This is a genomic window from Gottfriedia sp. NPDC057991, from assembly GCF_042886615.1.
Lineage (GTDB): Bacteria > Bacillota > Bacilli > Bacillales > Bacillaceae_G > Gottfriedia.
On record NZ_JBHVQN010000005.1, the window covers coordinates 379,972 to 394,859 of the forward strand.

The 14,888-nt window shown below is 33.0% G+C and carries 14 protein-coding genes; 4 read left to right on the forward strand and 10 right to left on the reverse strand.

The window, feature by feature from the left end:
* Positions 1-67: 67 nt before the first annotated feature.
* The gene (locus ACFVR2_RS18320) at positions 68-865 is read left to right on the forward strand and encodes an IclR family transcriptional regulator (protein ID WP_387364821.1); all 798 of its coding nucleotides are present in this window, start codon (positions 68-70) and stop codon (positions 863-865) included.
* Between the two features lie 375 nt (positions 866-1,240).
* Positions 1,241-2,608 (forward strand): MFS transporter, encoded by a 1,368-nt coding sequence (locus tag ACFVR2_RS18325; RefSeq protein WP_387364824.1) that lies wholly within the window; start codon positions 1,241-1,243, stop codon positions 2,606-2,608.
* A gap of 85 nt (positions 2,609-2,693) precedes the next feature.
* Here ACFVR2_RS18325 and ACFVR2_RS18330 read toward each other — a convergent pair whose 3' ends face one another.
* The 4 genes from ACFVR2_RS18330 to ACFVR2_RS18345 all read right to left on the reverse strand — a co-directional run bounded on the left by ACFVR2_RS18330 (position 2,694) and on the right by ACFVR2_RS18345 (position 6,493).
* Positions 2,694-3,503: a hypothetical protein gene (locus tag ACFVR2_RS18330; RefSeq protein WP_387364827.1), complete on the reverse strand. Its 810-nt coding sequence runs from the start codon at positions 3,501-3,503 to the stop codon at positions 2,694-2,696.
* 68 nt (positions 3,504-3,571) lie between these two features.
* A complete protein-coding gene (locus ACFVR2_RS18335; RefSeq protein ID WP_129691419.1) occupies positions 3,572-3,772 on the reverse strand; it encodes a cation transporter in 201 nt (66 codons plus the stop codon).
* Between the two features lie 12 nt (positions 3,773-3,784).
* Positions 3,785-6,178 carry a heavy metal translocating P-type ATPase gene (locus tag ACFVR2_RS18340; protein ID WP_387364831.1) on the reverse strand — a complete coding sequence of 798 codons (2,394 nt, stop codon included), beginning with the start codon at positions 6,176-6,178 and terminating at the stop codon, positions 3,785-3,787.
* A gap of 15 nt (positions 6,179-6,193) precedes the next feature.
* Positions 6,194-6,493, reverse strand: a complete 300-nt coding sequence (locus ACFVR2_RS18345) for a metal-sensing transcriptional repressor (RefSeq protein WP_331221353.1) — start codon at positions 6,491-6,493, stop codon at positions 6,194-6,196.
* 116 nt (positions 6,494-6,609) lie between these two features.
* On the opposite strand from ACFVR2_RS18345, the gene ACFVR2_RS18350 reads away from it, so the two are divergent.
* Positions 6,610-7,161, forward strand: coding sequence for a hypothetical protein (locus tag ACFVR2_RS18350; RefSeq protein ID WP_387364835.1), 552 nt, complete (start codon positions 6,610-6,612; stop codon positions 7,159-7,161).
* A 309-nt stretch (positions 7,162-7,470) separates the two neighbouring features.
* On the opposite strand, the gene ACFVR2_RS18355 is transcribed toward ACFVR2_RS18350, so the two are convergent.
* The 4 genes from ACFVR2_RS18355 to ACFVR2_RS18370 all read right to left on the reverse strand — a co-directional run bounded on the left by ACFVR2_RS18355 (position 7,471) and on the right by ACFVR2_RS18370 (position 10,855).
* Positions 7,471-7,911: a YybH family protein gene (locus ACFVR2_RS18355; protein ID WP_387364838.1), complete on the reverse strand. Its 441-nt coding sequence runs from the start codon at positions 7,909-7,911 to the stop codon at positions 7,471-7,473.
* A 220-nt stretch (positions 7,912-8,131) separates the two neighbouring features.
* Complete coding sequence (locus tag ACFVR2_RS18360; protein ID WP_387364841.1) at positions 8,132-8,599, reverse strand: hypothetical protein; 468 nt, start codon at positions 8,597-8,599, stop codon at positions 8,132-8,134.
* Positions 8,600-8,791: 192 nt separating this feature from the next.
* Positions 8,792-10,456: an acyl-CoA dehydrogenase family protein gene (locus tag ACFVR2_RS18365; RefSeq protein WP_387364844.1), complete on the reverse strand. Its 1,665-nt coding sequence runs from the start codon at positions 10,454-10,456 to the stop codon at positions 8,792-8,794.
* 21 nt (positions 10,457-10,477) lie between these two features.
* Entirely contained in the window at positions 10,478-10,855 is a 378-nt protein-coding gene (locus tag ACFVR2_RS18370; RefSeq protein ID WP_387364847.1) for a MerR family transcriptional regulator, read from the reverse strand.
* Positions 10,856-11,102: 247 nt separating this feature from the next.
* On the opposite strand from ACFVR2_RS18370, the gene poxB reads away from it, so the two are divergent.
* Positions 11,103-12,839, forward strand: coding sequence for a ubiquinone-dependent pyruvate dehydrogenase (gene poxB, locus ACFVR2_RS18375; protein ID WP_387364850.1), 1,737 nt, complete (start codon positions 11,103-11,105; stop codon positions 12,837-12,839).
* A gap of 273 nt (positions 12,840-13,112) precedes the next feature.
* Here poxB and ACFVR2_RS18380 read toward each other — a convergent pair whose 3' ends face one another.
* On the reverse strand, positions 13,113-13,796 hold the full coding sequence (locus ACFVR2_RS18380; protein ID WP_098427187.1) for an ABC transporter ATP-binding protein: 684 nt from the start codon (positions 13,794-13,796) through the stop codon (positions 13,113-13,115).
* Positions 13,796-14,881, reverse strand: coding sequence for an ABC transporter permease (locus ACFVR2_RS18385; RefSeq protein WP_387364854.1), 1,086 nt, complete (start codon positions 14,879-14,881; stop codon positions 13,796-13,798). Before ACFVR2_RS18385 ends, ACFVR2_RS18380 begins: the two co-directional genes overlap by 1 nt.
* Between the last annotated feature and the right edge of the window lie 7 nt (positions 14,882-14,888).

A 14,888-nucleotide genomic window follows, 5' to 3' on the forward strand; every position in this document is an offset into this window, starting at 1 on the left:
TAATTAAATTTTTTGAAATTTATTTATTATTGTTTTTTTAATATGTAATTAAGCTATAATGAGTAACATGAAGATAAATAATGATGTAAAAACCAAAAAAAATTCAAAGCAAGACCTTTCATCAGTACAAGCCGTAGATCGTGCACTTTTATTACTAAAGATCGTTGCTGACAGTGCAAATCCTATCTCTATAGGGAAACTTGCTGAAAAATCAGACATGAATCGAACGACAGCTTGGAGACTTATTGGAACTCTTGAGAATCATGGATTTGTAGAGCGTGACCCTCAAACTAAGGGCTATCAGCTTGGTTATGTGGTTAATCATCTTGCGTCTAAAGTTCCGCAATACGGTTCTCTTGTTCGACGTGCAAGTAAAAGTATGGAGAATTTAAAAGAGGAAATTCAGGAAACAGTTCTCTTAAGTGTTCCTAAACAAAATGGAACATTAACGATTGAACAAATTGATCCAGAAAACAGTGTTAGATTAGTCGTAGATTATGTTAATGCTTTTCTACCTTTACACTGTACTTCAAATGGAAAAATCCTTTTAAGTCAACTTCCACCAAAAGAATTAGAGATATATCTGGAAAAACCTTTGGAAAAATTGACTCCTTATACGATTACTGAACGTGAGCAATTACGTAAGGAAATTATTAATGTTCGAGAAAGGGGATTTGGCACTTCAATTTGCGAACTAGATGAAAATGAAAATGGTATTTCCGCACCAGTTTATGACAAGTCTCAAAATCTTGTTGCCTTCATAAGTGTTTGTGGACCAAGTTTCCGTTTTACAAAAGAGAAAATGTTATCATCAGTAGATTTATTAATTAGTACTTGTCAACAAGTCACAAAATATCTTGATTAATGATTATTTAATGTTTTTATTAGATAAAAGGCATCTGAATCCCCATTCAGATGCCTTTTAACTTTGCTCTTAAATAATTGAGTTTAGTTTTTATAAAAAATATCATCGTACAATTACATGCAAAATAAATGCTCAAAAATAGTTTGACAATTTTGTGAATTATATTTTATACTCTTCATATATTTCACATCGTGAAAAAAGATGTTCATAATATGAACCTGGTATGATGTTCATTCACTTTTTTTCTTTTTATCTGAAAACGCTACCAATACATAATGATATTTTCATTTTCCTTTTTATTTATTTGCTTTTCTATAAAAAGAGTTAAAAGTTTGTTATTAAAATCTACTATACTATTACTAAGGGGGAAACGAGATGAAAGAAAACCAAACAATCAGAATGGATGATGCACCACTTAATAAGTTTCACATTAAAATGGCTGGACTTACATTTGGAGCCCATTTTAATGACGGTTATATTCTCGGTATAATAGGAACCGCACTCACATTACTTACTCCCCAAATGCACCTTAACGCATTTTGGCTTGGATTAATCGGCAGCTCAGCTTTAATTGGGCTATTCTTAGGAAGTTTAGTTCTAGGTTGGGTATCAGATATTATCGGCAGACAAAAGATATTTGTTCTAAGCTTTCTACTTATTACAATTGCTTCATTACTACAATTCTTTGTAGATAATCCATCACAGTTATTTATTCTACGACTATTAATTGGGATCGGGATTGGTGGAGACTACAGCGTTGGCCATACAATGTTAGCTGAGTTCGCTCCAAAAAAACACCGTGGCGTATTATTAGGTTCTTTTAGTGTAATTTGGACTATTGGATATGTTGTATCAACATTCGTTGGGCTTTGGTTGCAAGATTTAGGACCTGAAGCTTGGCGTTGGATGCTAGCTTCTTCAACAATCCCATCAGTGATTATTTTGTTCCTACGAATCGGAACGCCAGAATCACCAAGATGGTTAATTAATAAAGGTCGTATTGATGAGGCAAGAGAGATAGTAAAAAAATATGTTGGTAAAAATATTGTTTTAGATAATGAAACTCCAGTAAAAGAAGATAGTAACTTTTCTGTTTTATTTAACAAAAAATATAGAAAGAGAACAGCATTTAATAGTCTTTTCTTTGCATGTCTAGTAATGCCTTATTTTGCAATCTATACTTTCCTTCCAAATATTTTAAGTATTATGGACCTTAAGATAGGCTTTGGAACAGACTTCTTATTAAATGTAATCTTAATCATTGGAGCAGTCTTAGGAATCTGGTTTACAATCATCTTTTCTCGCAGAGGTTTCTTAATTAGCTCTTTCATTATTCTTGTAGTTTCCTTATTTGTACTAAGCGTTTCACCTAGCAGTGCAACAACATTAATGATTATATGTTTTGCAATTTTCACATTAATCTTATCAGCTGTAAGTAATCTTGTAGGGGTTTTCCCAGCTGAGAGTTTCCCAACAGAAGTGAGATCTTCAGGAGTTGGACTTGCTACTGCTATTAGTAGACTTGGATCAGCAATCAGTACATTCCTATTACCTTTAAGCCTTTCACATTATGGTTTAAATCTTACAATGCTAGCATTAACAGGAGTTTTAGTCGTTGGAACATTAGTTTCGATTGCATGGGCACCTGAAACTAAATACTTGTCACTTAACGATGCTAGTAAGACTGATGGTTTAAAAAAACCAAATAGTAATTCAACTGATATAAAGTCAAATATTTTATAAAACTATTAATTTGTTAATATATTACTTTTAAAAAATATAAAAAGAGCAGGAAAACAAAGTGTTTCCTGCTTTTTATATTTTTAATTTATGGTACATCCACAACAAATGGCACAATAAACACATCTCCATTTTGTTTAAACTGTCCCCATATTTTATATAATCCTTTTTTAGGAAAACTAGTCATAAACTCTGCTTCAGGTCCACTTGATTTTTCATTCATCGGATGGACATGTAAGTAAGTATTCGTATCACCACTAATCGCAACAACATGACCAATAGCACCCAAATAAGGCTGTAAATCAGTAATCCCTTTTTTTGTTTTAGCATCTTTAATCGTAAATGTCATTTTAACTTCAGCTTTTGTCTCTAACTTATTAAATTTTAAAGTGATCTCTTTTCCATCAATTACTTTTGTTAATATTTTATCTGGTATTAGCGAAACCGGTTTGGCTTGCTCACCTGCCACTTGTATTAATTTTGTTTTTACATTTTTATCAGAGCCCTCAGGTTTAAAATCTGCAAATAATTTATATTCACCACCATTTGGAAAATCTGGTGTGACTGTAAATAATCCTTTCCCTTTATATACTGGATGCACATGGTCAAAAAATGATAAATCCTTACTTACAACAATTAAATGCATTAATTTTTCGTGCTCGAGCTCAAATTTGTTTACTGTTTTCCCCATCAAATTATTAACTTGAATATTTAAGTTTACTTTTTTACCACTTTCAGGATTACCCTTAAACGTAAATTGTACTTTGGTTGAATCTTTTTCATCTTTTGTTTTTTCATGAGTCATACTTTCATGTGTAGAAGCTGTATGAGACATATTTCCACAGCCACTTAAACCGATCACAGTTACGAAACTTAGCAATAATAAAAAGTATTTCATCCAATTCCTCCCCAGTATAGTTAATTTTTCGCCAAATAAAAAGCGAACCAATAAGTTCGCTTTTTTATTTAGATAATGTCATACCCTTGATCTTCAATAGCCTCTTTCACTTTCTCAATTGTTTCAGCGTTTGAAGTATTGAATGTTACTTCTTTGTTTTCCAAACTTACGATTATATTATTTGTACCAGACACTCCTTCTACCGCTTTCATAACTGCAGCTTTGCAGTGCCCACATGTCATACCTTCTACTTTTAAAATTGTTTCCATTACTAAATCCTCCTAAATTTTTATGCGTTTTAATCGTAATGCATTTATGACTACCGATACAGAGCTAAATGCCATTGCTGCACCTGCAATCCAAGGTTGCAATAACCCTAGAGCTGCAATCGGTATACCTAAACTGTTATAAAATAACGCCCAAAATAAATTTTGGCGAATATTATTCATTGTTTTCTTACTTAAGCTAATAGCTTTCGGAATATGTGATAAGTCGCCACCTACTAGCGTAACATCCGCTGTTTCAATCGCTACATCTGCACCAGTACCAATCGCCATACCAATATCAGCTTTTGCAAGAGCTGGAGCATCATTAATCCCATCTCCAACCATCGCAACAATTTTCCCTTGTTTTTGTAATTCTGCTACTATATCTGCTTTTTTCTCTGGTAGAACCTCAGCAAATACATTTTCAATCCCAACTTGATCTGCAATCGCCTGTGCAGTGTGTTTATTATCACCGGTAACCATAAAAACTTCTATTTTTAAATCCTTTAATGCTTTTATCGCATTTCTTGAAGATTCTTTAATTGTATCGGCTACAGCAATAATTCCTTCAAGCTTCTCGTCAATTGCTACTAACATCCCTGTCTTTCCTGCAGATTCAAATACGACTAATTGTTCATCAACTGAAGAAAAGTCGATATTCTTTTCATTCATTAACTTTCGAGTACCAATATATACCTTTTTATTTTCAATCATGGCTTCTACTCCATGTCCAGGGATGGCAATAAACTCTGTAAGATCAGTTAGTTGCAATTCCTGTTTAACAGCGTAGTTTACAATTGCTTGTGCTAGAGGATGCTCTGACATTTTCTCTATACTTGCAACGAGCTTCAATAAATCTTCTCGATGATTTAAATTAATGATATCTGTTACTTCAGGTTTTCCTTTTGTAACAGTTCCTGTTTTATCAAGGATGATTGTATTAATTTTTTGGGTAGTTTCTAAAAATTCTCCGCCTTTGTATAAAATCCCGTTTTCCGCACCTTTTCCACTTCCAACCATAATCGAAGTTGGTGTTGCAAGTCCTAAAGCACAAGGACATGCGATGACTAAAACAGCTATTGCTACTTCAATTGACTTAGGCAAATTTTGTGGATCGATTACAAAAAACCAAATGATAAATGTTAAAATGGCTATGCCAATTACAATTGGAACAAATAGATTCGAAATTCGATCTGCTAATCTTTGAATCGGAGCTTTTGAACCTTGTGCCTCTTCAACTATTTTCACAATATTTGCTAATGCGGTATCCTTACCAACCTTCTCAGCTAGAATCGTTAAAATACCATTTCCATTAACAGTTGCTCCAACAACTTGATCATCAGCCTTTTTATCAACTGGTAAAGACTCGCCTGTAATCATTGATTCATCAACTGTAGATACTCCCGAAACAATGACCCCATCCACTGGAATTTTCTCACCTGGTTTAACAAGTAGTAAATCTCCAACTTTTACAGCTTCCAATGGTACATAAATTTCATTTCCATTTTCTAAAACGATTGCTTCTTTAGCTTGTAATTCCATTAGTTTAGAAATTGCTTCAGTTGTTTTTCCTTTAGCAATATGTTCAAAATATTTTCCAAGTAAAACTAATGTTATTAATACTGCACTTGTCTCAAAATAAAGATGCGGCATATACATACTATTATTTATTGTCTTAATTGACTCAACTAAGCTATAAAAGTAAGCAGCCGATGTTCCAAGGACAATAAGAACATCCATATTCGCACTATAATTTCGAATTGCTTTAAATGCTCCGACGTAAAAATGCCAACCTATAATAAACTGAACCGGAGTTGCAAACAAAAGTTGAAACCATGGATTCATTAATAAATGTGGCATCCATATATTTGTACTAAAAGGCAGATGAGATACCATCGAATACAATAGTGGAATTGAAAGTAAGATTGAAACGATTAATTGAATTCGTTTATTTCTTGTTGGGTCTTTTTCTTTAACTGCATTTTCTTCTTTTACAGCTGCTGCATAACCGATATGACTAATTTTATCAATTATCGATTGAAGTGAACGTACTTCAGGTAAATAAGAAATCGTTGCTATATTCATAGCCAGATTGACATTGATTTGAACTATTCCATCCATTTTCCCTATTACTTTTTCGATTCGAGCTGAACAAGCAGCACATGTCATTCCTTCAATATTTAATGTAACTTTTTCAACTACAACCTCATAACCAATCGTATGGATTTTTTCTATTAAATCAGAAGTTTGATATTGCCCTTTATCATATATAATAGTAGCTTTTTCTAATGCAAGATTCACATTCGCTTTTAAGCCATCCATCCGATTTAAACTTTTTTCGATTCGGGTTGCACATGCGGCGCAGGTCATACCCTCTATACCAAGGGTTAACTGCTTTGCATCATTCATTCTAATCAACCCCCTTTACTTTACGTAACGCTTGATAACCTCCATTAATTCGTTTACCGATTCTTTGCCATTGTTTTCTTTAACTGCCTTAACCATACAATGATTCGCATGTCTTTCAATTAAAGAGAAACTTACCTTTTTCATAGCAGCTTCAACTGCCATAATTTGCGTCAAAATATCTATACAATATCGGTCCTCTTCGACCATTTTTTGAATACCTCTTACTTGCCCCTCTATTCTACGAAGACGTTTCATTAAATCGTTAATTTCGTCTTCACTTCTTGGAACCATTTGATCATCATGGCAATTTTCCATTTTATCACCTCACCATTATTATATACTCGTAGGGGGTATAGGTGTCAATTTTTTATTCTATTTATTTTAAGTTGTCCATATGATGATAAAAAGCGAATAGTTAGGGGGTATCATATATGTTCACCAGTTGGGTATGTATTAGCATAATGCTCTTTATAACAATCATTTCGATCCACCTTAAACCAACAAAAAATGACCAGATGCATCAAATGATGTATATGATGATGATCAGTATGACTACTGGTTTAACAATAGGTGTGCTCATTACACTTTCATATCACCAACAATTTTTCCATTCCTTACTCATTTCGATGGGCGTATCTGCACTCATTGGATTATTTATCGGTTTTCGATTACATTTCCTTGCACTACTTGAGGGGATCTTTACTGGAATGATGGCCGGTATGATGGGGAGCATGATTGTCGTTATGATTTCAATATCAGAAGCACAAGCTTTATTATTAATTTGTTTATTGTTATTAACTTGTTCAGCCCTTTTTTGTTCTACTATGTTTTTAAGTCAGCGATTCCCAAAACTACTATCATCATTCTTTCCAGTAATTATTATTTCTAGCCTGTTGCTCATCTTAACTGTGTTTTATTCTTTTACTCATTTTGGAACTACTACTGTTTCCCAGAGCTATAAAATTAATGTATTGAAAAAATAACAACAATTAAACATCGAAATTAAAAGCCCGTATCATAATTACTAAGTAATTGTCGATACAGGCTTTTATTTAAGTTGCTTTAACATAACAAAGGAAAAATTTGTACTTGAAGAAGAGAATACGATTTATTTTACCTATGGAAGGTATACAGAAGAACATGAATGAATGTGGTTTAAAACCAATACTAATAAAAAAAGCGACTTCAAAAAAAGAAGTCACTTAAAAAAAGAAAGAAAAATTATCAGTAAAAAGATATCATTTAAACCTTAAAATAAGCTTAACTTTTTCACTAATCAAATAGTTTATTGTTTACTTCAAGTTGAAAATTCCCTTACCAGTTTCCATATTTATAGGTAATGATGAATGTTCATGAACTATGACCCAAGTTTCATTTACTTTTTTTAAACCGAATGTGAACCGATTAGTCATTTGACGAAGTTTCTCACCAGATTCATCTTGATGAGCAGCAAAAGTAACAGCACAATGTGCAAATGCCAGATTTGAATTTTCTTCAACTACTAGATCATTAAATTCAACTTTAAGTAAAACACCATCCTCACTCAATCCATTAAACCACTCTACTACATTTTCCTTCCATGAAGAAATACCCTGGCTCTCCCAGTTCCCCCAGCAATCATATATATGAATTTCAGGAGCATACAAGGATAGAAATCTTTCAACATCCTTTTCGTAAACTGCTGTTTTGTAATTTTCAAGAACGTCTTGAACTTTGAAAAAACCATCTGACATTAAGTGCATCCCCTTTACCAATTTCAGAAATGTAAGTATGAACTATAGATACATTCTATATTCAAACAGTTTTCCCTTCTTATAGTAAAATGCCAAATAATAAAGTAGGAACCACTCATCGTCATCGGCCATTATTAAACTAAAACGTTGCGTTAGTTTAATCAGTACTGTTCTATTTTAATTAAATAATCAATGACACAATAATCGCACCAGTACCTACTTAGTGCTGTAGCTTCATAGTAATTTTAGATATAGTAAACCACATAGAAAGAAACATCAATATTGCAAAAAAGTCAGAAACAATAACACTGCGACCTACAAATAAATGTTCGTAATGAAATAATGGGGTATTATAAATGGCAATAATTATTGATAGTGCGGCAAAAATAAGATTAAGTTTCTTCTTAATGATTTTATAGAAAAAATAAAAAAGAGTAGCATGAGCCCAAAACTGTGAAATAAACCAAGCGTGTGATAGCCTTATCCCTGATTTAGTATGGAAAAAAAATAAAACTAAAACTAATAAAATAATAAAGGCAATAACTGGAGCAAATTTGACTATATTTATAAGTCTAAGAAAACGATTATTTAATGTAATCGTTTTTGAATTTGCTTTGAGTAAATCCTTTATAACTAAGTAATTAAAATAAATAAACACTAGACTACAAGTAAATATTAAAAACTGCATGAATTAAACACTCCCGTTTTTTACATCAGCTATTAATAATATCATGAAATTGGTAAATTCTGTTAAACTCACGATAAAAATATCTCTTATTTTTTGGTAGATTAATAAAAAAAAAGATAGTAGGAACAAACATCCTTACTATCTTTACTACTGTTAAATTTGTGTTTTTAATCTAACAATGTATCTTTATATTCATTTATTTATCGAAACTTTATAGCTAACAATTTCATCATAATACTTTAAATGAATTTGTTCTTTATTAATTTCATCTTTAAAATATCGTTCATGGATCAATACTTTTGCAATGTACTCTTTTCGAATATGCTCTTTCGCATCTTCAAGAGCAGTAACTGCTTCAACTAAATCTGCCATTTTATTTATGATTTTCTTTGCATTATATGATTGAATATTAGTATCTAAAGTAGATGTATAATGAACAATTTCATTTAATTCCTCCAGCTTTTTCTTTACGATTTCACTTTCATCTACTAATGTTTGAGGTGTTTCCACTAATTTTTCTTCAATATATGATTTAAAGACTTGATAACCATTCATTTTTTTAAACAGTCTCAAAATCTCTAAACCTAAAATATTAGCTGTTCCTTCCCAGACTGTAAGTACTTGAGCATCTCTTAAAAGTCGAGGTGTCACAAAATCTTCTATATAACCATTTCCTCCATGCATTTCAATCGCTTCGTGGGAGAAATGAATTGCTTCTTCTGCAGTACGCATTTTTAATATAGCAATCAAAAGTCTTACTAATGTTTGCTCCTCGGTTGTTCCATTTTCTTTCCCAACCACTCGATCATATAATGCTACTAAATTAAAGACTGCACTGGTTTGTACTTCCTGAATGGTTGCAAGTTTTGCTAATGTCTCTTGTATCATTGGAAATTTCGTTAATATTTGTCCAAATGCCGGTCTATTTTCAGCATATTTTTTCGCTTCTACATAGGCTCTTCTCATAATTCCAACAGAAGCTACAGCATTACAAATTCTAGATAAATTCAATGCTTCCATCATATAGTTAATCCCTCTAGAAGGATCTCCGATTAGAAACGCTTTCGCTCCATTAAATTCAACTTCCCCTGATGGAACAGCTCTTACACCTAGCTTATCTTTTAAGCGACGAATCGTGAATCCATTATTTGTACCGTCATCATCCTTCCAAGGCACTAAAAATAAACTTAACCCCTTACTCCCAGAAGGCGCTCCCTCAATTCTTGCTAAAATCGTTGTAATCCCACACTGACCTGCATTACTAGCAAAATATTTTTCTCCGTAAATTCGATAGTAATCTCCTTCATTAACTGCTTTAACTACATTGGCTCCAACATCTGAACCACCCTGTCTCTCAGTTAAAAAAGTTGCTCCTTCATATAATTCTAATTCCCCAGTCGATAATAAATGGGGGAGATATTTTTCTTTTAATGCTTCACCTGCATATCTTTCAACTAAAAACGTAGCAGCCATTGATAATGTTACCGGACAATAAAAACCAGCTTCAGTCTGTGATAATAAATAACCTTGGGCATAGGAATAAATGTAATTCCCCTTACTACCAAGTTCTGGTATTGGCTTATGGATATAGCTAACAATCCCTCTATTATAAGTATCTTTTACAGTTTGCTTATAACCTTCATTTACCCAAACATGCGAAATATCATTACCATATGCATCATATTTGATTAAACGCGGTTGACCTTCTCGGTCTGTGTGAATTGCACGTTGATCGATTTCATTCGCACAAAGTTCTCCAAATTCTTCTAATTCTCTATTAGCCCATGTAAAAAAATCTTCTTTAAAATATTTTCTTAAAATCATTTGTAAATTAAGATCTTCTTTATAAAAATTCATGTACTCTCCCTCCCAATATTTTTACTGCATCTCTAATAAATTCCGCTCAAGTTTACCCTTCATTTTAATAATTTCTTCTTTTAATTGGATTAAATCGTTTATTTTTTTATCTAACTCTATAATCTTCTGATTTCCATATTCAATTGTTTTTTGTAATTGTTTTTCACCTGTACGATCAATCGTAAATAAATCAATCATTTCTTTTATTTCTTGTAAATCAAAGCCTAAATGCTTACCTCTTTGAATTAAAAAAATACGTGTACAATCTTTTTGAGAGTACCTTCTTCTACCACTTTCAGTATAGGTAGGCATTAATAATCCGATTTCCTCATAGTATCTAAGGGTTCTATGAGTCGTATTAAATTCATTCGTCATCTCTCGAATTGAATAAAACTTCAAAATGCCCTCCTCCTTCTAGCTATAGATTTATTATAAATCTTACGTAAACGTAAGTTTCAAGATGGATTCCTTCGACAAAAAATTCGAGAATAAGAGACTTTTTAAAGTATTTATTCTTAATGTCTCCTACTTTTCCTGCCTTTTTTTGGTATAACGTTTTAAAGTTCTGCAAAACATAACTTTATCTGTAGCCTAGGGCTTAATAAATTGAATTAGTTCCATAATGGTGAACTAGAAGGAGATTACAATGAGGAAAACAATTGCAGATATACTGATTGATTCATTGATTCAAGCAGGGGTTACTAGAATTTATGGTATTGTTGGCGATTCTTTAAATGCTGTTTTAGATTCAATTAAAAGCTCCAAAAGAATTGAATGGATTGGCGTTCGCCATGAGGAAGTTGCGGCTTTTGCTGCAGGTTCCGATTCACTTATGAGTGGTAGTATCGCAGTTTGTGCGGGAAGCAGTGGACCAGGAAACCTTCATCTTATAAATGGATTATACGATTGTCATCGAAGTCGTATTCCTGTACTTGCGATTGCGGCTCAAATTCCAAGCATCGAAATTGGAAGTGAATATTTTCAACAAACTCGTCCTGAGCAATTATTTAAAGATTGCAGTCACTTCTGTGAAACAGTATATAGAGCAGAGCAAATGCCTCGTCTAGCAACGATTGCTATGCAGCACGCAATTGCAAGAAAGGGTGTATCTGTACTTGTATTACCTGGTGACATAGCTGCGCTAGAAGATCGACAAACAGTTCCAGAACAAGTTATTCATGTTACGAATCCACTGATCAGTCCATCTAAACCTGAATTGGAAAAACTCGCTGGGTTCCTAAATGATGGAAAGAAGGTTACTTTACTTTGCGGAGCAGGCTGTGAAGGTGCACATTCTCATTTAATGCTTCTTTGTGAAAAGTTAAAATCTCCAATGGTTATTGCGCTTAGAGGTAAAGAATTCTTAGAATACGATAATCCATATAATGCAGGTTTAACTGGTTTAATCGGTTATTCATCCGGGTATCATGCCATAATGGACTGTGATGTACTATTGATGCTCGGCACAGATTTTCCATACCGACAATTTTATCCAGATGATGCAGTAATTTTACAAGTAGATGTTCGAGCTGAGCATTTAGGTCGACGAGCTGCACTTACTTATGGACTATGTGGTGATGTAAAAGAGACAATAAGTCAGTTATTACCTCTCTTAACAGATGTGAAGGATTCAAGCCATCTAGAAAAATATGTTTCAGCATACAAAAATGTACGTGAAGATCTAGATAAATTTGCTGTCGGAAAACCAGGACGCACACCGATCCACCCTCAGTATTTAACTAAGGTTGTAAGTGATCTTGCAAATGAAGATACGATCTTTACATGCGATGTCGGCACACCAACATTATGGTCTGCAAGATATTTACAAATGAATGGAAAAAGAAGATTACTTGGATCATTTAATCACGGAACGATGGCTAATGCCATGCCTCAAGCAATTGGTGCTCAAGTTTCTCAACCTGGACGTCAAGTAGTCGCATTATGCGGAGATGGTGGATTATCAATGTTATTGGGTGATTTATTAACGATCCATCAGCATAAATTACCTGTAAAATTGGTTGTATTTAACAATAGTGCGCTAAGTTTTGTGGAATTAGAAATGAAAGCTGCTGGTTACTTAGAAACCGGAACAACTTTAGAAAACCCTAACTTTGCATCATTAGCTCAATCGATGGGGATCGAAGGAATTCGTGTAGAAGATCCTGCTGACTTAGAGTCGGCAGTACAACGTGCGTTTGAGCACAATGGACCGGCATTAATAGATGTTTTAGTTAACCGTCAGGAATTAGCAATGCCTCCTAAAGTGAGTATTGAACAAGCACATGGATTTACACTATGGACATTAAAAGCTGTATTAAATGGTCATGCCGATGATGTGATCGATCTTGCTAAAACTAATCTCTTAGATCGATTCCATCTATAATTAAAGAACCCGTTCGATTTGAACGGGTTCTTTTGTTTATTTAGAAATTTAGTAGTCAATATTCCATACTTACAACGGGTTCATGAGTCACTAAAATAGCTCGCTAATCAAAAGTACTTACTCATAACAGATCCATGAGTCACTAAATTGGCTCGTTGTTCTAAAGTACTTACTCATTACAGCTTCATGAGTCACTCAAAATATCTTGATGATTCAAAATAATTTACTCATAAACAATATGAAAAAAACCCGTCAATTAAAACGGGCTCTTTCTTAAATTTGTTCAGTAAGTTTTCCATTTTCAATATAAACAACACGGTCACATAAATCTAGCATCCTTTTATCATGAGTCACCATTATCGCAGCTTTTTGTCTTTGTTTCACTTCTTTAGACAGCATTTCAACAACAGATCTTCCTCTTTCAGAATCGAGACTAGCTGTAGGTTCATCCGCGAAGATTACTTCTGGATCATTCATTAGTGCTCTTGCAATGGCTACTCGTTGTCTCTCTCCACCTGATAAATTTTCTGGATAGTTTCTCATTCTCTTTGATAATCCTAATTGTTCAAGCAGTTCATTAGCTTTCTTCTCTGCAATTTTGTTTTTTATTCCAGCTAATTCGGCAATTAATAGAAGTTGATCTTTAACCGTTAAATACGGGATTAAATTAGACATTTGAAAAATGAATCCGATTTTAGATAGTCTAAATTCATTCAACTTATTTGCTGGGAGATTACTAATTTCAATATCATCTATTAAAATTCTGCCACTAGTCGGAGATAGTAATGCTCCTGCTATTGAAAGAAAGGTACTTTTACCTGATCCAGACGGACCTACAACTGCCACTAGTTCACCAGCTTTTACTTGAATGGAAACTTGATCTAATACCGTTGTCGCTAAAGAATCTCCATCATTATACGTTTTGCTAATATTATCTAGCACTAGTTTATTACTCATTAAAAAGCCCTCCCTATTGCTTCAATCGCATCAATTTTTACTACTTTTAATAATGATATTAATGAGCCGACTATTGCTACAAATAGGAATAATAATGAACTTCCGATGATTAACTGAGCATCAAATACAAAAGGTAAGCTTGCTGGCAATACTTTAGATAATCCAAATGTGATTGAAATACTTATCAATAGACTTAAAAGCGTAAGTGTTAAAACTTGAAAAATAATATTTTTAGCTAAGTAACTAGTTTTTGAACCAATTGCTTTTAGCACGCCAAATTGATTGATTTTTTGAATCGTAATGATATAGAAAAAGACTGCTAACACAAATGCTCCGATAAAGAATAGAAAAACAATCATCATTAGTAAAGAACCCTGTTCTTCTTTATAACCAGGTATGCCTTTTAATGCTTGATTTTTATTAATTACATCTACTCCTGAGACTTTTTCACTTACCTTTTTTGCAGTACTTTCATTTGTTTTTAACGCAATTGCATTAAATGAATTCTTACTATTTACCATCGACCACTCTTTGTAATTCATATGAATAACTGGTGCATGACTATATGATTGATTCTCCGTAAATCCAACAATTTTAAATTCTTTACCCGAGATTTGATCTGAAATATTGTCTCCAAGCTTGATTCCTTTTTCTTTCAAAGAAATATCTCCTACAACTTCATTCTTTGTTGAATTATTAATCATTTCTCCTTCAATTACCTTTGGAGCAGCTAAACCATTCACATCAATTCCAAATAAGGTAGCATCAATTTTTTTAGATGTTCCATCCTTTAGAAACGTAGTCATTTGAACTCCTAAAGTAGTGGAGTTCTTCTCATCAGTAAATTTCTGAACTTCATTTATTTGACTTTCCGTTAACATTGAATGATTAATTTGTTTACCTGATTCCTTTTGTAAAACAAAATAATTTGAGGCCATGCTATCAATAGAAGAAGCATTATCAAAAGATAATCCTTTCGCTAATCCTGAAACGAATAATACTAGGAATGATATAAGGATCATGATTAGACTAATTAATAAAAAACGTAATTTTGCGTGTTTAAATTCCCTTAATGCAAGAAACACCTGTCAT